Genomic DNA, 21,309 nt, shown 5'->3' with positions numbered 1-21,309 from the left:
GAGGCTCAGCGAGCGGGGATGGTGTTGACGGGCGTGGTGGGTCGCCCGTGCTCCCAGAGGTCGATCACATTGCCGGCCTGCTGGCGTACGTATTCGACGTTGGTGTAATCGGAGAAGTACGCCACGTGCGGGGTGACGATGACTCGCGGATGCCTGAGCAGCGGATGCCGCGGATCGGCGGGCTCCTCGCGCAGCACGTCGAGGCCGGCTCCGGCGATCCTGCCGCTCTCGAGGCCCCGCAGCAGGGCGTCCTCGTCGATCAGGGCGCCGCGGCTCACATTGACGAGGTAGGAGCCCTCCGGCATCCCCGCGATGAACTCGTCATCGATGAGATCAGCCGTGTCGGGCGACAGCGGCACATGCAGTGAGATCGCCTTGGCCTTGGAGCGCAGTTCGTCGAGCTCGACCCTGCGCACGCCGGCCGCTTCGAGCCGGGCACGCGTCTCAGCGGTGTCGGGCAGGAACGGGTCGGTGCCGATCACCTCTGCGAAGAGCGGCCTGGCGTACTCGGCGAACTTCAGCCCGATGCGGCCGAGGCCGACGATGCCGAGCGTGTGCTCGCTGAGCCGGGGCGGCGTCACGGTGTCGCGGGCGTTCCAGTCGCTGACAGCCGACTCGCTGTAGAAGGGGAAGCCACGAGTCGCCGCCAGCAGGAGTCCGAGCGCGTGCGCCGCCACCTCATCGGTGGCCGCGCCCAGGATGTTCGTGACCCAGACGCCGCGCTCTGTCGCGGCCTCGAGATCGACATTGTCGGTGCCCATCGACATCAGTGCGATGATGCGAACCCGCGGCATCTTCTCGATCATCTCGCGGGTGATCGGCGCATAGCCGACGAGCAGCGCGTCGGCGTCGCGGCCGGCCTCGACGATCCGGTCGGGATCGCGCGAGTCGAGGTGCTCTACGGCGAAGCCGAGCTCCTCGAGAGCCGCGACACCGGGTGAGATGTCGGTGTCGTCCATGTCGGTGTAGACGGCCCGGAGAGTGCGGGCAGCGGCATCCGCGCCCGCCTCCCCGAGTGCGTGGTGTGCCTGATCAATGGACATGGCGAAGGAACTGCTTCGTGCGCTCGTGCTGGGGGTTCTCGAAGAACTCCTCGGGCTCCGCCTGCTCGACGATGATGCCCGAGTCGAACAGCGTGACCTGGTCGGCCGCGCGACGTGCGAAACGCACCTCGTGGGTCACCACGATCATCGTCATGCCCTCGTCGGCGAGTTGCTCCATCACATCGAGCACTTCGCCCACGAGTTCGGGGTCGAGCGCGGATGTCGGCTCATCGAAGAGCATGACCTGCGGGTTGAGCACAAGCGCTCGTGCAATGGCGACGCGCTGCTGCTGACCGCCCGACAGTTCCGACGGGTAGTGGTGGTCGCGGTCGCCAAGGCCGACACGCGAGAGCATCTTGTAGGCGCGCTCCTTCGCCTCCTCGCGGGCGACGTCTTGCACGGAGGTGAGGCCGAGCGCCACGTTCTCGAGGGCGTTGAGGTGCGGGAACAGGTTGAAGCGCTGGAACACCATGCCGATGTCTCGGCGCTCCACTGCGAGCCGACGCTCGGGGTAGTGGTGCATTCGCCCGCCCCGGTCTTCAGCGCCGATGCGCTTGCCGTTGAGCAGGATCGCACCGCGGTCGGCCGGCTCGAGCAGCGCCATCAGGCGGAGCATGGTCGACTTGCCGGAGCCCGAAGGGCCCAGCACGGCCTTCACCTGGCCCTTGTCGATGGCGAACTCGACGCCCTTCAGCACCTCGATGCCGGCGTAGGTCTTGTGCAGGTCGCGCACCTCGAGGGTGGGCGTACCCGGCTTGGCGGCGGGTGTCGCCACGGCGTCACGGATGTCGGTCATTCCGTCGCCCCTTTCTTCTCGAGTCGAGCCTCAGCCGCTTCTGCGGCTTCACGGGCAGCGAGCTCGTCATCGGTCTCGGCCGTCTCGTCGGGCTCGTCCGCTGCACGGCGGCGCGAGGCGGCGGTGGCGACCGCGACGGTCTGCGTGCCGAGGGTGCGCACGCTGCGCTTCGGCGCATTGCGCGAGCTCCAGGCGAAGCGCTTCTCGACCTTGCTCTGCAGCAGCGTCACCAGCGTGACGATGACGAGGTAGTAGATGATGGCGACCGCGTAGTACTCGGCGTAGCGGAACGTGATGTTCACGCCGATCTGCGCGGTAGTGAGCAGCTCGCGCAGCGAGATCACCGAGGCGAGTGATGAGTACTTGATGAGGCCGATGAACTCGTTGCCGGTGGGCGGCAGCGCGGTGCGAATCGCTTGCGGCAGCACCACCTTGATCATGACGGCCGCGGGCTTCATGCCGAGCGCACGGCCGGCGAGCGCCTGGCCGTCGTCGACGCTGTTGAGTGCAGAGCGGATGATCTCGGCCATGAACGCCGACTCGACGAGGCCGAGGCCCACGGAGGCGGCGATGAACGGGGTGTACCAGTCGGCCTTGAGCGCGGGGATCAACTGCGGCAGCGCGTTCCACATGATGAGCAGCAGCAGCAGTGCAGGGATCGCCCGGAAGAACCAGGTGTAGATCGCGGCAGGGCCCCGGTAGTACGGCTTCTTCGAGGTGTTGCCGAGTGCGATGAAGAAGCCGATCACCGTGGCGATGATCAACGACACCGCGGCGACCGCGATCGAGAGGAGCGCACCCCAGAGGTAGGCGGGGTTGATGAGTTGCTGGAAGAAGATTTCCGGGTCGAACAGCATTGGGGTTCCTTTCGGGGGGCCGGCGTCACCGGCCCCCCGTCACGGGATCGATCGAACGACGATCAGACGTCGTCAGTAGACGTCGAGGATCTCGGCATCGAGGTTGTACTTCTCGGCGATCTTGGCCCAGGTGCCGTCTTCGTAGAGGGCCTTGAGGCCATCGGCGACGGCCGGGCTGAGCTGGTCATCCTTGCGAGTGAACACACCGAAGGTAGTGTCGGGGTCGAACACGCCGGCGACCTCGAGCTTGCCCTGGTTCTGAGTGGCCATGTACGCCGCAGCGACGTTGGTCTCGACGAGCACGTCGGACTTGCCGTTCAGCACCGCGAGCACGGTCTCTGCCGTCTTCGGGTACTGGGTGTGCTGGATCGGCGCCTTGCCGTCGGCGACGCACTCCTCCGAGAGCTTGTCGACGCTCGCGGCGTTGCTCGATGCGGCTTGGCTGGTGACCTTCAGCCCGCAGAGGTCCTCGGGGCTCTTCAGCTTCGCAGCGAGCTCGGGCGCCGCGAGGGCGGCCGGTCCGGCGTTCATGATGGGCGCGGCATCCGCGATCTGCAGACGCTCTTCGCTCATGTACAGACCGCCGAAGATGAAGTCGCAGCGGCTCGACTGCAGGCCGGGCATGAGCCCGTCGAACGAGGTGACCTCGAACTTCGGCTCAACGCCCCAGTGCTCGGCGAGCGCGCGGACGGCATCGGCGTCGAAGCCGATGATGTCGCCGCCCGATCCGTCTTCGTAGTACTCGAGCGGCGGGTACTCGGGGTCGATGCAGGCGGTGGCGAAGCCGTCGTTGACGAGGCCCGCGGGCGCCGACGAGTCGGTGCCCTTGTCGCCCTGGTTGTTGGTGTCGGTCTCGCCACCGCTGGCACAGCCTGCCAGCAAGAGCGCGGCAGAGGCCGCGGCGAGGACTCCAGCGAATCGCTTGTTCATATTGCCTTCTCCGTTGAAATGCGAAAGGGGACGGTGCGTGCGAATGATTGTGCGCCGTTCCTGCGCGGTTGTCAATTCAGTTTTGCACGCCCGGGCGGGCACTGTCGCAAAACCGTTACATCTAGTGGCGGATCTACAGGCAATTCCCCGATGCCTCAGCCATTTGACAAAAAACTTGTATCTGATAGCGAGCGGGTGCGCTAGCGTGCTGCCATGGACTCGCTCACCGAACGCGCGATCGCACTGCTGCGAGAAGACGGGCGCGCCTCGTTCAGCGATATGGCCCGCCGGCTGGGAACGACGCGGGCGAACGTCGCTCGCCGCATCGCCCCGATGCTGGAGTCAGGGCAACTGAGAGTCGTGGCAGCCGTGCATCCTCGCCTGCTCGGCCTCGACACGCTCGCGCACCTCACGGTGCGCGCAGAGGGCGACATCAGCGCTCTGGCGGCCGAGATCGCCAAGCTCGAGTCGCCCGTGTTCATCTCTGAGATCTCCGGTCCATCGCAGCTCGTCGTCGAAGTGCACCGAGCCTCCCTCACGGAACTGCAGGAAGACCTGCAGCACATCCGTGCGATGCCAGGGGTGCTCGAGATCCAGATGCTGCTCTACGAACGGATGCTCAAGAGCTTCTTCCTCGGCGAGGAGCCGACGCTCTTCGCGCACACGCTCGATGAAGCAGACCTGCGCATCATGGAGCTGCTGCAGGGCGACGGGCGCCTCGGCTTCGCCGAACTGGCCGAGCACGCGCAGCTCTCCATCAGCGGATGCCGCACGCGGGTGAACCGTCTCATCACAGCTGGCGTCATGAAGATCGGCGCGATCCTCAGCCGTGACAGCAGCGGCACCGGCCTGCCCTTCGGGTTCGGCATCAGCCTCTCCGGCGACGATCAGCAGCTCGTCGAGCTGATCAAGAGCCAAGACGGGGTGGAGTTCCTCGGCCGCACCATCGGTCGCTTCGACATCGTGGCCACGATCACCTTCGCGAGCCTGCGCGACTTCAACGAGTTCCTCGCGAGCGTGCGCGCGGTTCCCTCCGTGCGCGTCGCGGAGCAGTGGCTCCACGCGCGGGTTCCGCATGAGCGGTATCACCAGAGCGTGCACCGCATTAGGTACCAGGTCGCCGCCGCCAACGCCGACGCCGACGCCTCATAGCGCGAACCTGAATCGCGCCCAGGGCATAGGCCTCACCGCCCGCCTCGCGCGGTCAGCAGCCCACAGTCCGCGTCACCGCGGCACAGAACGCGTCGTTGCGGCACAGCACCCATCGCCGCCCGGACACCCGCACAGACGCCGGATGCCGGGGCGAGTGGCCCCGGCATCCGTGGTGTCGCGCGATCGCGCCAGTGTGACGACTACCGCGTCGGAGTGGTGACCGTCTGCACGATCTCCTTGTCCTGAACGCGCAGCCGCTCACCGATGAGACCACCGAAGGCGGTGATCAGAGCGACCAGGGCGAGGATCACGACAGCAGGCCACGAGGCGGTGGTGCCGGTTGCCGAGATCATCCAGGTCGCGATGAACGGGAGGAAGCCCGAGAGCGCGCCCGCGATGTTGTAGCCGAGCGAGACACCGCTGTAGCGGAGTTGCGGCGGGAACAGCTCGGTGAGCAGCGCACCGGTGACCGCGTACGTGATCGTCAGCAGCGCGATACCGCCGGCCACAGCGAGCGTGATCGCCCATGCCTGGTTGGTGTCGATGAGCAGGAACAAGGGCCACGCTGCGGCAGCGGTCGCGATGCCGCCCCAGAAGGTGACTCGGCCCGGGCCGATCTTCTCGGCCAGGCGGCCGAAGATCAGGATCACGACGATCTGGGCCACTGCGGCGATCAGGGTCGCGTTCACCACGACCTGACGGTCACCGCCGAGGTTGTTGGTGACGTAGCTGACCACGAAGGTGTTCATCACGTAGAAGCCGCCGACGCCGAGGAAGGCAGCCATGATGGCGACGACGAGACGGCCCCCGGCCTTGGTGAACACCTGGAGGGCGGGCACCTTGGCGCGCTGGTCCTCGCGGAGCAGCTCTTCGAAGATCGGCGACTCCTCGACCTTGACCCGGATCCACAGGGCGACGATGAGCATCGGGAACGCGGCGAGGAAGGGCAGACGCCACGCCCACGCGTCGAAGGTCTCCGACGGGAAGAGCAGCACGAGTGCGAACGCACCCGAGGAGAGGAGCGTACCGACGGGCGAGCCGACCTGCACGAGGGCGGCATAGCGCGCGCGCTGCTTGACCGGCGCGTGCTCGATGGCGATCGTGGTCGCCCCACCCCACTCGCCGCCGACCGCCAGGCCCTGCAGCAGGCGCAGGATCACGAGGAACACCGGCGCGAGGAGGCCGACGTCGGCGAAGGTCGGCAGCAGACCGATGAGTCCGGTCGCGGTACCGATCAGGATGATCGTGATGATCAGCGTCGGGCGGCGGCCGATGCGGTCGCCGAGCACGCCGAAGAAGAACGCACCGATCGGGCGCGCGGCGAAGCCGACACCGAAGGTCGCGAGGGAGGCGAGCACGGCCGCAGTCGGGTCGAGGTCGCTGAAGAAGAGGCGGTTGAAGACGATGGCCGCCGCGGTTCCGAAGAGGTAGTAGTCGTACCACTCGAGCGCAGTGCCGACGAAAGCAGCGTTCGCGATGCGGCGCACTTCCTTCGGGCTGACTAGCACCGGTCCGCTCTCGGGCGATCCCGCCCGGCCAGACGGCTCCGTCATGGCGTCGCTCACTGTTACTCCTTTGTGTTGTTGGACTCGATGTCGTGGGCTTGCTGTGCGTTCAACTCGGCAGCGTCGAGTTCGATCGCCCGGTTGAAGTCTCGGCAGCACTTGCGCACTGCGACCCGCCTCGTTGGCAGGTTCATCCCGTAATCCTGATTCGCCAGTTGCACACGTGCAATGTCGAACTGACGCGGTTTTCGGGCGTCACTTGTGCGAATACACAGCGGCTGACAGCATCCCCCGCCGCTAGAGAGAGAGAGAAAGAGACGGGCTGGCCTCGCGATACGACGTGCTGCTCAGCGAGGATGCCGGCTGAGCGCCACGTACGCGAGCGCCGCTTGAGCCGGCACGGTGACGTCGAGTCCCGTCCACGAGCGGAAGGTGGCGAGGCGATTCACGACGGTGTTCCTATGGCAATAGACCGTCTCTGAAGCCCGCTTCACCGAGCCGCTTTCGAGATACGCCCGCACCGTCTCCACGACCCGGTCGTGCTCGTAATCTCCGAGATCGTCGAGGCCGGCGAGCAGATTCGATGTGAACCCCGGAGCAATGGTGTCGAGGTGGGCAGCGCTGATCGGCGCCCACATGGCATCGAGGCCAGAGAGCCGCTCGAGCGATCCGGCGGTGTTGAGCAGCTCGTGCGCCGATCGCGCGGCACGAGGCAGCTCGGCGAGCGCCACATCGTTGAGGTGCACGCCGGGGATCTGCGCAAGCCGTTCAGCCGGTTCGGGGTCCGACAGCCCGCGCACCCAGAACACGCAGGTGATGTCTCGGTAGGCGTACGAGAACACCCTGCCTGCAAGCAGCGCGCGTTCCGCGACGGCCGCGACACGTTCGGCATGATCACTGTCGAATGCTGCCAGGTCGAACACCGTGTCGACGTCGACTCCGAGCGTCATCGCTGTGCGATCGAGCACCGACTGGGTGATCTCGCGCGCGTTGAAGAGCCTCGAGAGGTCGCGCTCCGTCGCGAGCCGCGAATCCCGCTGCAGCGCCGCCTGCTCGCGGAGGAACGACGACTGCACGTCGAACACGTACTCGTCGAGCACGGCCATCATCAGATCGAAGCGGTCGGCGAGCAACGCCACGTGTTCGGGACCAGCCAGACGGCGAAGGCGACGCCACATGATCACGAGGTCGATGCGCACCGCCTCGGTGAGCGCGTCGAGCGGGATGCCCTGACGCGCTCGGCGCGCCCCGAGCGATTCCGCGAGTTCAGCATCCTTCGGCTCAGGCGCCCGCCCGCCCAACCGCGAGATGAGCATCCCGAGCGTCTGCGGCGCGGTCTGGCGGAGGTCTTCGACCGTGATGGCGTCGGGCTCGTACAGACCGCGATCGGTGAGCTCAGTCATGAACTCCTCGACGAGTTCGGGCATCTCGCGCTCCAGCGCCGCGACGAGCTCGTCCCAGATCTCGGCCTCGCTGCGGCGGTCGCCCTGCTCGCTTGCCATCATTGTCTGATGATAGTCAATTGCACAATTGAGCGGCAAGAAAATGCAGCGGTCCGCCATTGCGGTTGAGCATTCGCTCAGGTGGAATGGAGGCCTCACCCTCACGACCTCCAATGACGAGGTCGCAGAACGCTCGAGGAGCACTGTGGAACTCGACCTGCTGATCGACAACGCCCGAATCCGTACCGGCCTGGGCGAGCGCCCCGCCGGAACCCGTATCGGCATCTGGCGCGGCCGCATCGTGGGGATCGATGAGCAACTCGACGGTTTCGCCGCCGCGCGGCGCGTGGACGCCGGCGGCGCGTTCGTCATGGCCGGCTTCAACGACGTGCACGCCCACAGCGTGTGGTTCGGGCAGACGCTCGGCGAGATCGATCTCTCCAACGCCAAGACCGCCGGCGACGTCTACGACGCGATCCGCGCGGGAGTCGATTCCTCCCTCGCGCCCGATGCGTGGGTGGTCGCTTCCTCGTACGACCCCCTGGGTCTCACCGGTGAGCGCCCCGACCGCGACGAGCTCGACCGGGCGAGCGGCGGGCGCCCCTTGCTCATCAAGCACTCCTCGGGCCACGCCTACACGGTGAACGGCATCGCGCTTCGGCTTGTCGGCATCCCCGATCAGCCGGACCACCAGCCCGAGGGCGGCGTCATCGCGGTCGACGAGTCGGGCCGGGCCACCGGCGTGCTCGACGAGAATGCAATGCGCATCGTGCAAGACGTTGTGCTGCCCGATCCGACCTCGGAGATCGTCGATGCACTGGGTCGCGCTACCGCGCAGTACGCGCGCGAAGGCCTGACCTCTGTGACCGATGCCGGCATCGGCGGCGGTTGGATCGGACACAGCCCGCGCGAGTTCACCGCCTACCAGGTCGCGCTCGAACGGGGCCTGCTGGCGACGCGCATGCAGCCGATGGTGGTCGCCGATGTGCTGCATGAGCTGAACGGGCACTCGAGCGAGGCGGGTGTGTTCGGCCTGGATGCCGGCATCCGCTCGGGCCTCGGCGACGCCCGCCTGCAGCTGGGCCCGATGAAGATGTTCCTCGACGGATCGCTGCTGGGAGCCACCGCGGCGATGACGGAGCCGTACTGCACGCACCGCCACAGCAGCGGCTACTTCCAGGATGACGTCGAGGCGATGCGCCGCCGCGCCCACGAGGCCGCCGCCGGCGGCTGGGCGCTCGCCCTTCACGCGATCGGCGACCGCGCCGTCGACCTCGCGCTCGACATCATCGAGGAAGCCCAGGAGCTCGGATCGCAACCGCCGCACATGCCGAACCGCATCGAGCACGGTGGCGTCGTGCGCCCGGATCAGGTCGCGCGCATCGCGGCGCTGGATGTGAGCCTCGTGCCGCAGCCGCTGTTCATCGCCAAGTACGGCGACGGCATGGGCGCCAACCTCGGTCCGGATCGCACACTGCACTCATACCCGGCTGCGTCGCTGCTGAAGGCCGGAGCAAACCTCCCCGGCAGCAGTGATCGCCCCGTCGCGCCCGGCGCGCCACTGCCGATCATTCAGGCGTTCGTCGAGCGCAAGACGCAGACCGGAGCGCTGTACGGCGCAGACGAGCGCATCAGCGTCGAGCAGGCGCTCACCGCGTACACCGTCGGATCGGCGCGCGCGACCGGGTGGGCGGGAGAGAAGGGCACGCTGGCACCCGGGATGCTGGCCGACCTCGTCGCGCTGTCGGACGACCCTCGCGACGTGCCAGTCGACGCGATCGGCGACATCGACGTGGTCGCGACCTGGGTGGGCGGTGCGTCGACCCACGGCGAGCTGCCTGACGCATGATGTGACCGACGGCATCCCGCGCCATCGAGCTGGGTATGCCCCGGCAGGCCGAGGCAGACATGAAGCGGCGCGAGCCGCTCGAGACACGAGGCGGTAATACCGCTTGAGACAGAGAGCCGGGCAACGATCGCCCGGTACGACGGAGCGCACGCGGAAGTGCGAGCGCTGAAGAAGAAGGAGACGGCAGCGATGTCGATCGAACAGGCACCCCAGAAGACGGCCCCGCGTGACAGCACGGGCTTTCTCGACGACTTCACGACGCTCTCGGAGTTCGGCCACACGCCCGGCGGCGGCGTCGACCGTCAGGCCGCGAGCGAGGCGGACCACGCGACTCGTGCATGGTGGGCCGAGTGGCTCACAGGCAACGGTTTCAAGGTGGTCACCGACCCCATCGGCAATATGTTCGGCCTGCTCGAGTTCGTACCCGGCGCGCCGTACGTGCTGCTGGGCTCGCACCTCGACTCTCAGCCGCTCGCCGGGCGCTTCGATGGCGCGTATGGCGTGCTGTCGGCAGGGCATGCGGCACGAGAGGTCGCGCGTCGTGTCGCGGCCGGCGAGGTGGAGCCGAAGCTCAATATCGCGGTCGTCAACTGGTTCAACGAAGAGGGAAGCCGCTTCGCGCCCAGCATGATGGGCAGCGCCGTCGCGACCGGCAAGCTCGCCCTCGAGACGGCCCTCGCCGTGCGCGACCACGCCGGAGTGAGCGTCGCCGAGGCACTGCAGCCGGTCGACACGCGCCCCGAGCAGGTGCGTGTCGCGACCTACGGCGAGATCCACATCGAGCAAGGTCGCATCCTCGAGAACAAGGGCATCACCATCGGGTTGGTCGACCGCACCTGGGCGGCCAGCAAGTACAAGATCCGCGTGCACGGAGCGCAGGCGCACACCGGCGCGACCGTGATGGCCGACCGCCGCGACGCGCTGTTCGGCGCCGCGCTGCTGATCACGGCGGCGCGCGAGCTCACCGAGGTGCTGCCCGACGGGATGCTCCACTCCTCGGTGTCGGAGATGGAAGTGCTGCCGAACTCCCCCGTCACCATCGCTCGGCTCGTGGAGATGAACCTCGACCTGCGTTCGCCCGATGAAGACGTGCTCGCGGAAGCCAACCGCCTGCTCGACGAACGGTTCGCCGAGATCGAGCAGCGCGCTCGCGTGCAGATCGAGCGCGAGCTCACGCACCACTGGGGCCTGCTCGCCTACCAGCCCGAGGGCGTGGAGCTCTCGCGCGACACGGCGAGCGCGCTCGGCCTCTCGCACACGGAGATCATGACGGTGGCCGGCCACGACTCCACGAACATGAAGGATGTCGTGCCGTCGGTGATGCTGTTCGTGCCGAGCATCGAGGGCATCTCGCACAACGAGGCCGAGAACACCGAGGCGTCCGACTCGGTCGCGGGTGTGACGATGCTCACGGATGTCGCCGCTCGCATGGTCGGTGGCGAACTGTGGGACGGCCAGAGTGAGTACCTGCTGGGGCCTGCGAAGGGCTGAGCAAGCCACTCGCGCGAGAGATGCGGGGCTCGAGGCCTCGGTCAGTGCAGGAGCCCCGGCATCCGTCGCTTGAGCACTTCATTGGCGGCGATGTAGAGCACGAGCACGGCGCCCAGCGCGGCGAGCAACAGCGCCGGCGGCGGCTCGAGCCCCATCACCGTGGCTGCCGGCCCGATGTAGGGCAGCGCCAGGGTGACGACGGCGACGGCGACGCTCGAGAGCACCAGCGCCACGGCCGGTCGCGACTTCCAGATGGGTCGCGCCGTGCGCAACGAGAAGAGCACGGCGAGCTCGGTCAGCGTGGACATCACGAACCAGGCGCTCTGGAACTCGACCGACCCCGCCCCGAACCCCCAGACCAGCACCGCGAACGTGATCAGGTCGAACACGGTGGAGAGCAGTCCGAACACGAGCATGAACACCTGGAGCCTCCGAAGGTTCCAATGGATCGGCTTCTTCAACTGCTCGCGGTCGACCTCGTCTGCGGCGATGGTCATGGCCGGGATGTCGCTCAAGAAGTTCAACAGCAGAATCTGCCGAGGCAGCAACGGCAGGAACGGCAGCACCAGACTCGCCACGGCGAGCGAGGCCATATTGCCGAAGTTGGCGCTCGTGGTGAGCCGGATGTACTTCAACGTGTTGGCGAACGTCCGGCGACCGAGCCGCACGCCATCGGCGACCACATCGAGGCCCTTCTCGAGCAGCACCACGCTCGCCGCCTGCTTGGCCACGTCGACCGCCGTGTCGACCGAGATGCCGACGTCAGCCGCGTGAAGGGCGACCGCGTCGTTGATCCCGTCGCCGAGGAATCCGACCACCTCGCGCGAGGCTCGTAGGGCCGAGACGATGCGCGCCTTGTGCATCGGCTCCACCTCGGCGAACACTCGCACATCACGGAAAGCGACGGCGAGCCGAGCCGTGTCAAGGGCACCCAATTCCTGCCCGGTCACGACTGTGTCGGCGGGGATTCCGACGGCCTCCGCGGTCGCGCGCGCCGTAGCCGCCGAGTCGCCGGTGATCAGCACCACTCGAACCCCGGCATCCTGCAGCGATGCGACGGCCTCTGCAGCCCCGGCTTTCGCCGGATCCCTGAAGACGAGCAGTCCCTCGAAGGTCAGGTCGGTCTCATCGTCGACGCTCAATGCGTGCAGGGCCGGCATCGCGCGACTCGCCACCGCGAGCACACGATTGCCCTCCGCGGCGAGCTGATCGGCGAAGGCCTGCACCTCGCTGGTGGTGAGCGGAGACTCGCCGCCATCGGCCGCGCGCACCGTGACGCACAGCGGCAGCACTGTGCCGACCGAGCCCTTGGTGACCAGGAGGGCCGATGACCCCGCGCTCGAGTGATTGGGCGTTTCGTCGAGCAGTTCGTTGTCGGGTGTGTCGACCATTCCACGGGGTACGAGGACGCTCAGGCGCTTGCGCTGGAAGTCGTACGGGAGTTCGGCGAGCGCGGTGGCGTCGACCGCGTGCGCCGCGAGGATGATCGCGTCGAGCGGGTTGCGGAACCCGCGCTGGGCCGAAGCGTTGATCGCCGCCAACTGCATCACACGATCGCTTCGGACGCCGTCAGCGGTCACCGCGCGACTGAGTTCGACCGCGCCCGTGGTCAGTGTTCCGGTCTTGTCGGTGCACAACACCGTGATGGCGCCGAGGTCTTCGATCGCATCGAGCCGCTTGACCACGACGCGCCGTTGAGCGAGATGTCTGGCGCCGACCGAGAGGCTCAGTGAGACGATCGCCGGCAGCATCTGCGGCGTGATGCCGACGGCCAGCGACAGGGCGAAGAGCAGGGAGTCGAGCACAGGACGGCCGTAGATCCAGTTCACGATGAAGATGAGCACCGTCAGCACTGCCACCAGCCGCGCGAGCAGCCACCCGAACCTCGCGATCCCGAACTCGAATGCGGTGCGCACATCAGCCGCGGCGACGGCGTGGGCGACGCCGCCGAACTCAGTGTCGCGCCCTGTCGCAACGACGACCGCGCGGGCAGTGCCGCTCACCACGTGACTGCCGAGCTGAACGACGTTCGATCGAGCCGCGACGGTGGCGTCGGCCTCGACGATCGCCGCGGCATCCTTCTCGAGTGGGAACGACTCTCCCGTGAGCGCGGAGGCGTCGACCTGCAGTTCACGCGATTGCAGCAATCTCGCATCGGCGGGCACCAGGTCGCCGGCCGACAGCTCGACGACGTCACCCACCACCACGTCGCCCAAGCGCACCTCCGCAACACGGCCATCGCGGAGCACCCTCGCCTTCACCTGCACGCTGGCGAGCAACTCGGCGACGGCGTTGTCGGCGCGACTCTCCTGCCAGAAGCCGAGCAACCCGCTCGCCGCGATGATGGCGATGATGATCGACCCGTCGAGCACGTCACCGAGCGCCATGGAGACGATCGTCGCGCCGATGAGCACGATCGAGATCGGGTTGGTGTACTGGCCGATCAGAATGCGAAGAGCAGGTCGGCGCCGGTGCTCGCCCAGCGGGTCGGCCTCCGTCGCCCGACGCTCTGTCGCCTCGGCCTGCGAGAGACCTTCGCTCGTGCTCCGCACCGACCCGAGCACCTCGTCGACCGGTCGGGCCCAATATGCGACCTGTTGTGTGGTGTCGATCGGCGAGCGCCTCGGCATGCCTCATGGTGCGCCCTGTGCCGGTGCGGCGCACGCGCTCATGGGTCGCAGCCGAGCGCGGCGCGCTAGCGGGTGGTCATCCGGCGCCAGAGCTGATCAGGAGACCAACCGTGCGACGCAGAGGTACCAGTGCCAGGATGACGCCATGACGGTGCGGTTCAAGCGCGTCTACGAGGATCCGGAACGGTCGGATGGCTTCCGGGTGCTCGTGGATCGGCTCTGGCCGCGAGGCCTCTCGAAGGAACGGGCCGCCGTCGACGTGTGGCTGAAGGATGTGGCCCCGAGCGCTGAACTGCGCACCGAGTGGCACCAGCATTCCGATCGTTCACATGAGTTCGTCGGCAGGTATCACTCAGAGCTGGAGCAGAACGCCTCAGCGGTCGAGGAGCTGCGTCGCTTGATCGCCGAGCACGGTACCGTCACCCTGCTGTTCGCATCGAAGAACCCAGACGTCAACCACGCCCGCGTGCTGCTCGACTACCTCGGCGAGCGCTGGACCGGCGAGCGCTGACGACCAGGGTCGCGATCGGGTGTCGGTCGATGAGGCGTCAGGCGACCGGCCACGTGATGAGGGTGCGGGCCGATTCCGGGTGGTCCGGTTGGGGCTCGTTCAGATACGACTCCCACATCACATCGGCCGGAGTCAGGTCACGCTCCCGCATCCACGTCATGAGGCGGTCGTACGACTGAGCCAGCGAGTCGTACGAGCCGAGGTGCGTGTACTGCGCCGCGCGGCCGCCGGGCAGCGTGTACGCCACCACCTCGCCGGACGGCTCGACGGCGGAATGCACTGGGAAGCCGGCGGCGACATCGACCGTGTCGCTCGGCATCCCGAAGTAGATCCCCAGCGGCGGGCCCCCGATGTGCGGTCCCGCTGCGGCACCCGTGAGATGAAACGCGCGCGAGAAGAACGAGGTCATCTCGCCCATCGGCACCCTCTCTCGCAGCACGACACAGGGCTGAGGCTGAAGATCTACCAGGGTCGGTTCGGGTCCGGTGTCCGGCATGGCTCCGCTCCTCCTTGAACGCGTCGAAACGCTGCGGGCAGGTGTCTTCTCTGCAAGCTCACCACCGGGCGAAGGCCCCCGCAAGTGCTTGTCAGCCCCGAGCACAGTGGGCGCGGCATCCCGCGCGACGTAGTCTCGGGCTTGTGACGGATGCCGCGCTCATCGGCCCGGTCGACCCGCCGGGCCTGCACGTGATGACGTACAACATTCGCCGTCGGTTCCCGGCCTTGAGACCCCGCAGCCCGGATGCCTGGAACACCCGGAAGCACCTCTTGAAGCGGTTGCTCACCACCGAGCGACCGACGCTGCTGGGCACGCAGGAGGCCCTGGCCGACCAGGCGCACTTCGTGGCCGAAGTGCTCGGCTCGGACTTCGGCTCGGTCGGTCACGGCCGGAATGCAGACGGCGGCGGCGAGCGCTGCCCGATCTACTTCGACACCCGCCGACTCGAGCTGAACGAGTGGAAGCAAAGCGCGCTCTCGGCGACTCCCGACATCCCGGGGTCGAGGTCGTGGGGCAACAGGATCCCGCGGGTGGTCGTCGCGGCGGACTTCACCGACCGTTCGACCGGCCGCCGCGTCTTCGCATTCAATACGCACTTCGATCACATCTCTCGCCGTTCGAGGCTGCACTCCGCAAGGATGATCACGCGGCTCGCGGCCGAAGCGCGCAAGCGTGACCCGGATGCCGCCATCGTCGTCACCGGCGACGTGAACGCCGGCTCCGCATCCGCGGCCCACCAGCGGCTGACCGCACGCGGACTCCTGCGCGACTGCTGGACCGCGGCCGAGCACCGGCTGACGCCGCAATGGGGCACGTACTCGCACTACCGGCGACCGCGCCAAGACGGCAGGAGGATCGACGTGATCCTCGTCGGGCCGGGGGTGCGGGTGCTGCGAGCGGGCATCAACGCAGCCCGTTTCGATGGAGCTGCGGCATCCGATCACGAACCGGTACAAGCTGTATTGCTGCTTCAGCCGCAGACACCACCGAGCGAAGGGTCAAACCTGGATTCATGATTCGCGCACTGCTCCGGGCACCGAAGGGTGCAGAGATCGCCGCCGACGTCATACGCCTATTGAGCGTCGCAGGTGTCATCGTCGCTGCCATCGGATGGGGACCGAAAGACGCGGTGAGCATTGGCGGGGCGGCGCTGGCGACCCTCATACCGCGGATGCTGGGAGTGCGGCCGGCCGTCGATATCGCGGCGACCGTGGTGATCACCGTCGCCGCATGGAGCGCGGTGCTCGACATCTACCACACGATGAAGTGGTGGGACCTGCCCATGCACTTCTCGCTGAACGGGCTTCTCGCCGTCTGCGCCCTGCTGCTGCTCATCAGGCTGGACCTGATCGCGAACCCGCTGGAAATGCCGCGCCCGGTGGCGACTGGCACCGTGATCGCCACGGCCGTCGGTATGGCGCTCGGTGTGATGTGGGAGTTCTGCGAATGGTTCGTGAAGGTCTACATCGACCCCGAGACTCTCGTTGGGTATGAGGACACGCTCGGCGATCTCGCGGCCGGCGGCCTGGGGTCACTCGCCGCCGGACTCGCGATCAAGTTCATCCTTCGCGGCTTCCCCGCCGACTCGGACTTGACGGCCTCCGCCAGCCCAGCACGGATGACGCCCGTGACGCGATCACGGGCGCGACACGGGTAGCGCTCACACGCTCGGCGAGTTGCGCGCAGCCTTCTCGCGAATCCACTCTTGGGCCACTGCCGGAGCGATGGGCGGAGACCACAAGTATCCCTGCGCGTAGCGGACCCCCAGCCTGCGGAGTTCCTCGACCTGCTGCGGAGTCTCGACGCCTTCGCCGACCACATCGAGTTCGAGCGCGCGTCCGAGGCCGACGATGGCGCCGATGATCGAGGTGGCGCTCGCGTTGTCCTCCCCGATCGCCGCGACGAACGAGCGGTCGATCTTGACCGTGTGCGCGGGGATCTGGTGAAGGTAGCTGAGCGAGGAGTAGCCGGTGCCGAAGTCGTCGAGCGAAACGCGCACGCCGAGCTCTCGCAGGGCGGTGACGTTCTGCACCGCAACATCGCTGCGGCTCATCACCATCGACTCGGTGAGCTCGAGATGCAGTGCGGTCGGCTCCACCCTCGTCTGAGCCAGCGTTCTGGCGACGGCCGCCGGAAACTCCGGATCCTGCACCTGCCGGGCCGAGAGGTTCACGGCGACGAAGAGGTCGCGGGCACCCGGCACGTCCATGCGCCACAGCTGCAGCTGCATCAGCGCCTCGCGAAGCACCCATTCGCCGATGGCGAGGATCATGCCGGTCTCCTCGGCGATCGACATGAACTCGGCCGGAGCGAGGAGGCCACGAGACGGATGCTGCCAGCGCACCAGCGCCTCGAACCCGATCGTCTTCTCGGTGTGCACGTCGACGATCGGCTGATACACGAGCCGAAGCTCGTCGCGTTCGAGAGCGCCACCGAGCTGTGATTCCGTCTCGAGGCGCGAGGACGCGAGTGCCTGCATCTGGTGGTCGAAGACCGCGACGTGGGTGCGATCGCGCTCCTTCGCCTGGTACATCGCCACGTCGGACTTCCGCAGCAGCGTCTCCGCGTCGTCACCGGCCTCGGCCATCACGACGCCGACGCTCAGCGTCACGTACACCTGCTGACCCTCGAGATCGAAGGGCGCCCGCGTCGCGTCGACGATCCGACCGGCCAGCCGCTCGGCGTTCTCGGGAGTGATGTCTTCGCAGACGATGACGAACTCGTCTCCGCCGAATCGGGCGAGCGTGTCGGTCGGGCGCACGGCCGAACGGAGTCGATCGGCGATCTGCACAAGCAAGGCGTCGCCGGCAGCGTGACCGCGTGCGTCGTTGATGACCTTGAACTTGTTGACATCGACGAACAGCACGCTGACTCGATCGGCCGTCCGATGGGCGAGCACCTGGTCGATCTTCTCCGAAAGGAAGGCGCGGTTGCCAAGGCCGGTCAACGGGTCATGCGTCGCCTGGTGGATCAGCGCGTCCTCCGCCTGCTTTCGGTCGGAGACATCTTGGAGCTGAAGGAAGAAGTGCGACGGTTCGCCCTGTTCGTTGCGCACCAGCGAGATGGTCTCCTGGGCCCAGACGACGTCTCCGTGCGGAGTGACCAACGCCCGTTCGGTCGTCGCGCTGCAGGTGCGGTTCCGGCCGTGGTTGCTGATGAGCCTCGCCATGAGGTCTTCGTCGCCGCGTTCGCCGGGCGAGACGAAGTCCAGCATCCGCTTACCGAGAATCTCCGACTCGCTCCGCGCAAGGATTGAGCACACGGCCGAGTTGATGCGCGTGAGTCGCCCATCGAGATCGGCCATCGCCAGGCCCACGTGCGAGTGCTCGAAACTGAGACTGAAGTTGATCTCAGCCTCACGCTGCCGAGCCATTGCGTCATGGAGCTTCGTCACGTCCATCGTGGTGCCGACGATCTTGACTGGCTTGCCGTGCTCGTCGGCTTCCACCCGCATCCGGGAGCGAGTCCATCTGACCTCGCCGGTCGGCCTGACGATGCGGAACGTGACGCCGTCGACCGACTCGCCGCCGTCGACCCGCTGCCAGATCGCCTGGGTCTCAGCGAGATCGTCGGCATGGATGGTGCTGAGCAGCAGCTCGCGCGACGGGCTGAGCGCTTTGTCGAGCCCGAGCAGTCGCCAGTACTCGTCGGACCACCACCTCTCGCCGGTCACGAGGTCGATCTCGAAGCTGCCGACGTGGGCGAGCCGCTGCGCCTCGGCGAGGCGCGCCCGGTCGGCCTCGGCAGCTTCGCGCAGACCCCGCAACTCGTCTTCGACGAGCTTTCGGTCGCTGATGTCGCGGATCGCGCTGCAGACGAGGGTGCCCCGTTCCGTCTCGATCGGCGACAGCGAGATCTCGACCGGGAACTCACTGCCGTCGCTCCGGCGACCGTGCAGTTCGAGCCCGGACCCCATGCGGCGCGTTCGAGGGTTTCGGCCATAACCGTGCCGGTGACCGTCGTGCCGGTGCCGGTGCCGCTCGGGCACGAGCACCTCGATCTGCTGACCTTCGAGCTCGCCGGGTTGGTATTGGAAGAGCAGTTCGGCCTGACTGTTCGTCAGCACGATCGTGCCGGCGTCGTTCACCACGACCATCGCGTCGGGTGCGGCCTCGAGAAGGTCGCGAAGCTCACTCTGGGGCTCAAGTGGCGTTTCGAGAGGTTCGATCACGAGACAGTCCGTTCCGGAAGGCAAACTCGCTCAGGCACTCAACCGCTATGAGCTCTCTTCAAAAAGTAACACCCTTCGGCGGGCTCGAATGGCGTGCCGACTTGCGGTCGACAGGGCGGGCCGACGTCCAGAACTGGTCAACGCGAAGCACCCTGCCGGCGTGTGAGTCGGTAACCACGAAATGGGATTCAGATGCGCGAAGATGTGGAGCGGTGCCGATTCCTGAGTCCATCTGACCGTGCGGCGCAGTCCCGAGCGAGATCAACGAGGAGCGATCATCGACAGCCTTGCGCCCAGCGCTCTGTTCAAGTCAGCAGCCGGCGAAGCCGCCTACATGAAGGCGTATGAGGAGACGCTGTCGCTGTGGGATGTTCCGTATACCTCTTCCTTCGTCGACACGGAGTTCGGTCGAACGCATGTCCTGCAGGCCGGCCCGGCCAGCGCGCCGGCGCTCGTGCTGCTCCACGGCTTCGGTTTCGGTGCTGGCATGTGGTACCCGAACGTGAAGGCGTGGAGCGCGAACCACCGGGTGATCGCAGTCGACGTCGTCGGTGAGTTCAACCGAACCATCACGACGAGATCGCTCGGCGCCAAACAGGACTACGTCGAGTGGCTCAGTCAGGTGCTCGATGGCTTGGATGTGAAGGAGGCTGTCTTCGTCGGCCATTCCAACGGAGGTTGGCATGCCCTCAACTTCGCGATCCGACGACCAGAGAAGGTCGCCGGACTCGCGCTGCTCGCGCCCGCGGCATCCTTCCTAAACTTCAGTTGGCAGTTCCCCGTGCGATTGATCACCATCAACGTGATCCGTACCCGACAGACGATCATCGAGTTCTTCGGCAAGTGGATGCTCGCCAAGGGGAACGAGATCGAGCCCCACCTGTTCGAGCAGTTCTACCAAGGCATCATGCACTTCGGATGGAAGCACAAGATCGTCAGGCCCTCCCGCTTCTCTCGCGAGGAGCTCGCAGCGGTTTCTGCGCCGGGACTCTTCCTCGTCGGCGACCAGGAAGTGATCTACTCCACCGAGAAGGCCGTGCGGAAGGTTCGCGAGTTGCGTCCTGACTTCGAGGCGGAGGTGATCCCCGGCGCCGGGCACGGGCTGTCGGTGGAGCAACCGGAAATCGTCAACGCCCGAGTGCTCGAGTTCCTGCGCACGCTGAACCTCGCCGCTTCCGATTCCGCGACGCTGTGAACCACTCCCGCGCGAAGTAAGCGTGGAAGCGGCAGGTCCTGTGCCCGGGCCGTTCGGGGCTTCGTGGGGGCAGCGCCAGGGCGCCCTGCCGAGGCTCCGCGAGTAGGGCTACCGTGTGGGGCAATCACGGCAGCTACCGTCGCCATGGAGGAGAGTCAGTCATGAAGGCAGTCCGGTTCTACGGCAAAGAAGATGTACGCGTCGAAGACATCGAAGAGCCGCAGGTGCGACCCGGGACGGTGAAGATCAGGCCGGCCTTCAACGGCATCTGCGGCAGCGATCTGCACCTGTACCACGACGGACCGATGCCTCCGGCTCCGACCTCGGACTCTCCGCATCCGCTGTCGGGCGAAACGCTGCCCGTCGTGCTTGGGCACGAGTTCTCAGGAGTCGTGGAAGAGCTCGGCGACGGGGTCGAGGGTCTCGCAGTCGGAGATCACGTCGTCGTTGAGCCCTTGATGGTCGACGGGACTTGCCCCGCTTGTCAGAAGGGCGCCTACAACCTCTGCGAACAAATGGGGTTCATCGGCATCTCGGGGCGCGGCGGGGGGCTGAGCGAGCACATCGTGGTCGAGGAACGCTGGGTGCACCCCGTGGGCGACATGCCGCTCGACCAGGCCGCGATGATCGAGCCCTTGTCGGTTGCCCTTCACTCGGTCAAGCACGCCCAAGCGAAGGCGGGCCAGACCGCAGTCGTCGGCGGCGCGGGACCGATCGGATTGCTCGTCGCCGCGGTGCTGAAGGCGTTCGGTGTCAAGACGATCGTCAGCGAGGTGTCGAAGATCCGTCGCGAGACGGCCACGTCGACCGGCGTCGCGGATGTCGTGGTAGACCCTGCGAACGAAGACCTGAAGTCGGTCGTCCTCTCGGAGACGAACGGCGCGGGCGCCGATCTGGCCTTCGATGCAGCCGGCGTCGGCGTCGTCGTCAACCAGCTGCTCGAGGTGCTCGGCGGCAACGGGCGTCTCGAGATCGTCGCCATCCACTCGAAGCCGATCGAGCTCAACATCGTCGCGCAGCTGACCATGCAAGACCGTCAGATCGGCAGCTCCATCGGCTACGCGCACGACCACGCGGAGGCCATCGAACTCGTGCGCAGCGGCAAGGTCGACCTGCAACCGTTCATCACCAGCCGCATCCGCCCCGACGAGATCGTGGAGAAGGGCTTCGAGCGCCTCATCACGAACAAGGACAGCGAGGTCAAGATACTCGTCGAGATGAGCTGACCTGCGGCGAGC

Annotated in this window: 18 protein-coding genes; 8 read left to right on the top strand and 10 right to left on the bottom strand. The window is 66.9% G+C overall.

Translation table 11 applies throughout. The features are described 5' to 3' along the window. Positions 1 to 5: 5 nt before the first annotated feature. The 4 genes from ABV606_RS06325 to ABV606_RS06310 all read right to left on the bottom strand — a co-directional run bounded on the left by ABV606_RS06325 (position 6) and on the right by ABV606_RS06310 (position 3,626). Positions 6 to 1,043, bottom strand: coding sequence for a C-terminal binding protein (locus ABV606_RS06325; RefSeq protein WP_353987099.1), 1,038 nt, complete (start codon positions 1,041 to 1,043; stop codon positions 6 to 8). Beyond that, positions 1,033 to 1,839, bottom strand: coding sequence for an amino acid ABC transporter ATP-binding protein (locus tag ABV606_RS06320; protein ID WP_281488959.1), 807 nt, complete (start codon positions 1,837 to 1,839; stop codon positions 1,033 to 1,035). The genes ABV606_RS06325 and ABV606_RS06320 overlap by 11 nt, the downstream gene beginning before the upstream one ends. Continuing rightward, positions 1,836 to 2,696, bottom strand: a complete 861-nt coding sequence (locus tag ABV606_RS06315) for an amino acid ABC transporter permease (RefSeq protein WP_281488958.1) — start codon at positions 2,694 to 2,696, stop codon at positions 1,836 to 1,838. Before ABV606_RS06315 ends, ABV606_RS06320 begins: the two co-directional genes overlap by 4 nt. A 72-nt stretch (positions 2,697 to 2,768) precedes the next feature. Next, positions 2,769 to 3,626 (bottom strand): ABC transporter substrate-binding protein, encoded by an 858-nt coding sequence (locus ABV606_RS06310; RefSeq protein ID WP_281488957.1) that lies wholly within the window; start codon positions 3,624 to 3,626, stop codon positions 2,769 to 2,771. 213 nt (positions 3,627 to 3,839) lie between these two features. Between ABV606_RS06310 and ABV606_RS06305 the strand changes: the two genes are divergently transcribed. Next, the gene (locus tag ABV606_RS06305) at positions 3,840 to 4,778 is read left to right on the top strand and encodes an Lrp/AsnC family transcriptional regulator (RefSeq protein ID WP_353987098.1); all 939 of its coding nucleotides are present in this window, start codon (positions 3,840 to 3,842) and stop codon (positions 4,776 to 4,778) included. A gap of 200 nt (positions 4,779 to 4,978) precedes the next feature. On the opposite strand, the gene ABV606_RS06300 is transcribed toward ABV606_RS06305, so the two are convergent. The 3 genes from ABV606_RS06300 to ABV606_RS06290 form a co-directional block, all read right to left on the bottom strand. Beyond that, positions 4,979 to 6,343 carry an MFS transporter gene (locus ABV606_RS06300; RefSeq protein WP_340309597.1) on the bottom strand — a complete coding sequence of 455 codons (1,365 nt, stop codon included), beginning with the start codon at positions 6,341 to 6,343 and terminating at the stop codon, positions 4,979 to 4,981. A gap of 2 nt (positions 6,344 to 6,345) precedes the next feature. Then, positions 6,346 to 6,477 (bottom strand): hypothetical protein, encoded by a 132-nt coding sequence (locus tag ABV606_RS06295; RefSeq protein ID WP_353987097.1) that lies wholly within the window; start codon positions 6,475 to 6,477, stop codon positions 6,346 to 6,348. Positions 6,478 to 6,630: 153 nt separating this feature from the next. Beyond that, positions 6,631 to 7,788: a helix-turn-helix domain-containing protein gene (locus ABV606_RS06290; RefSeq protein WP_353987096.1), complete on the bottom strand. Its 1,158-nt coding sequence runs from the start codon at positions 7,786 to 7,788 to the stop codon at positions 6,631 to 6,633. Between the two features lie 142 nt (positions 7,789 to 7,930). On the opposite strand from ABV606_RS06290, the gene ABV606_RS06285 reads away from it, so the two are divergent. Together ABV606_RS06285 and ABV606_RS06280 are read left to right on the top strand one after the other, a co-directional pair. Next, positions 7,931 to 9,574, top strand: coding sequence for an amidohydrolase (locus ABV606_RS06285; RefSeq protein WP_353987095.1), 1,644 nt, complete (start codon positions 7,931 to 7,933; stop codon positions 9,572 to 9,574). A gap of 189 nt (positions 9,575 to 9,763) precedes the next feature. Beyond that, on the top strand, positions 9,764 to 11,065 hold the full coding sequence (locus ABV606_RS06280; RefSeq protein WP_353987094.1) for a M20 family metallo-hydrolase: 1,302 nt from the start codon (positions 9,764 to 9,766) through the stop codon (positions 11,063 to 11,065). A gap of 41 nt (positions 11,066 to 11,106) precedes the next feature. Here ABV606_RS06280 and mgtA read toward each other — a convergent pair whose 3' ends face one another. After that, positions 11,107 to 13,695: a magnesium-translocating P-type ATPase gene (gene mgtA / locus ABV606_RS06275; protein WP_353987093.1), complete on the bottom strand. Its 2,589-nt coding sequence runs from the start codon at positions 13,693 to 13,695 to the stop codon at positions 11,107 to 11,109. Positions 13,696 to 13,840: 145 nt separating this feature from the next. On the opposite strand from mgtA, the gene ABV606_RS06270 reads away from it, so the two are divergent. Further along, entirely contained in the window at positions 13,841 to 14,206 is a 366-nt protein-coding gene (locus ABV606_RS06270; RefSeq protein ID WP_353987092.1) for a DUF488 domain-containing protein, read from the top strand. A 37-nt stretch (positions 14,207 to 14,243) separates the two neighbouring features. On the opposite strand, the gene ABV606_RS06265 is transcribed toward ABV606_RS06270, so the two are convergent. Beyond that, positions 14,244 to 14,702, bottom strand: coding sequence for a GyrI-like domain-containing protein (locus ABV606_RS06265; RefSeq protein ID WP_353987091.1), 459 nt, complete (start codon positions 14,700 to 14,702; stop codon positions 14,244 to 14,246). A gap of 143 nt (positions 14,703 to 14,845) precedes the next feature. Between ABV606_RS06265 and ABV606_RS06260 the strand changes: the two genes are divergently transcribed. Together ABV606_RS06260 and ABV606_RS06255 are read left to right on the top strand one after the other, a co-directional pair. After that, the gene (locus ABV606_RS06260; protein WP_353987090.1) at positions 14,846 to 15,721 is read left to right on the top strand and encodes an endonuclease/exonuclease/phosphatase family protein; all 876 of its coding nucleotides are present in this window, start codon (positions 14,846 to 14,848) and stop codon (positions 15,719 to 15,721) included. Beyond that, positions 15,718 to 16,362, top strand: coding sequence for a hypothetical protein (locus ABV606_RS06255; RefSeq protein WP_353987089.1), 645 nt, complete (start codon positions 15,718 to 15,720; stop codon positions 16,360 to 16,362). Before ABV606_RS06260 ends, ABV606_RS06255 begins: the two co-directional genes overlap by 4 nt. Before the next feature lie 3 nt (positions 16,363 to 16,365). On the opposite strand, the gene ABV606_RS06250 is transcribed toward ABV606_RS06255, so the two are convergent. Then, the gene (locus tag ABV606_RS06250) at positions 16,366 to 18,876 is read right to left on the bottom strand and encodes a sensor domain-containing protein (RefSeq protein ID WP_353987088.1); all 2,511 of its coding nucleotides are present in this window, start codon (positions 18,874 to 18,876) and stop codon (positions 16,366 to 16,368) included. 238 nt (positions 18,877 to 19,114) lie between these two features. Between ABV606_RS06250 and ABV606_RS06245 the strand changes: the two genes are divergently transcribed. Both ABV606_RS06245 and ABV606_RS06240 read left to right on the top strand, forming a co-directional pair. Next, positions 19,115 to 20,071: an alpha/beta fold hydrolase gene (locus ABV606_RS06245; protein ID WP_353987087.1), complete on the top strand. Its 957-nt coding sequence runs from the start codon at positions 19,115 to 19,117 to the stop codon at positions 20,069 to 20,071. A gap of 161 nt (positions 20,072 to 20,232) precedes the next feature. Continuing rightward, on the top strand, positions 20,233 to 21,297 hold the full coding sequence (locus ABV606_RS06240) for a 2,3-butanediol dehydrogenase (protein ID WP_353987086.1): 1,065 nt from the start codon (positions 20,233 to 20,235) through the stop codon (positions 21,295 to 21,297). The last annotated feature ends 12 nt before the right edge of the window (positions 21,298 to 21,309 follow it).

It is taken from the genome of Ruicaihuangia caeni, from assembly GCF_040536845.1.
GTDB classification, from domain to species: Bacteria; Actinomycetota; Actinomycetes; order Actinomycetales; family Microbacteriaceae; genus Ruicaihuangia; species Ruicaihuangia caeni.
This window is presented reverse-complemented; position numbering and strand designations above follow the sequence as displayed.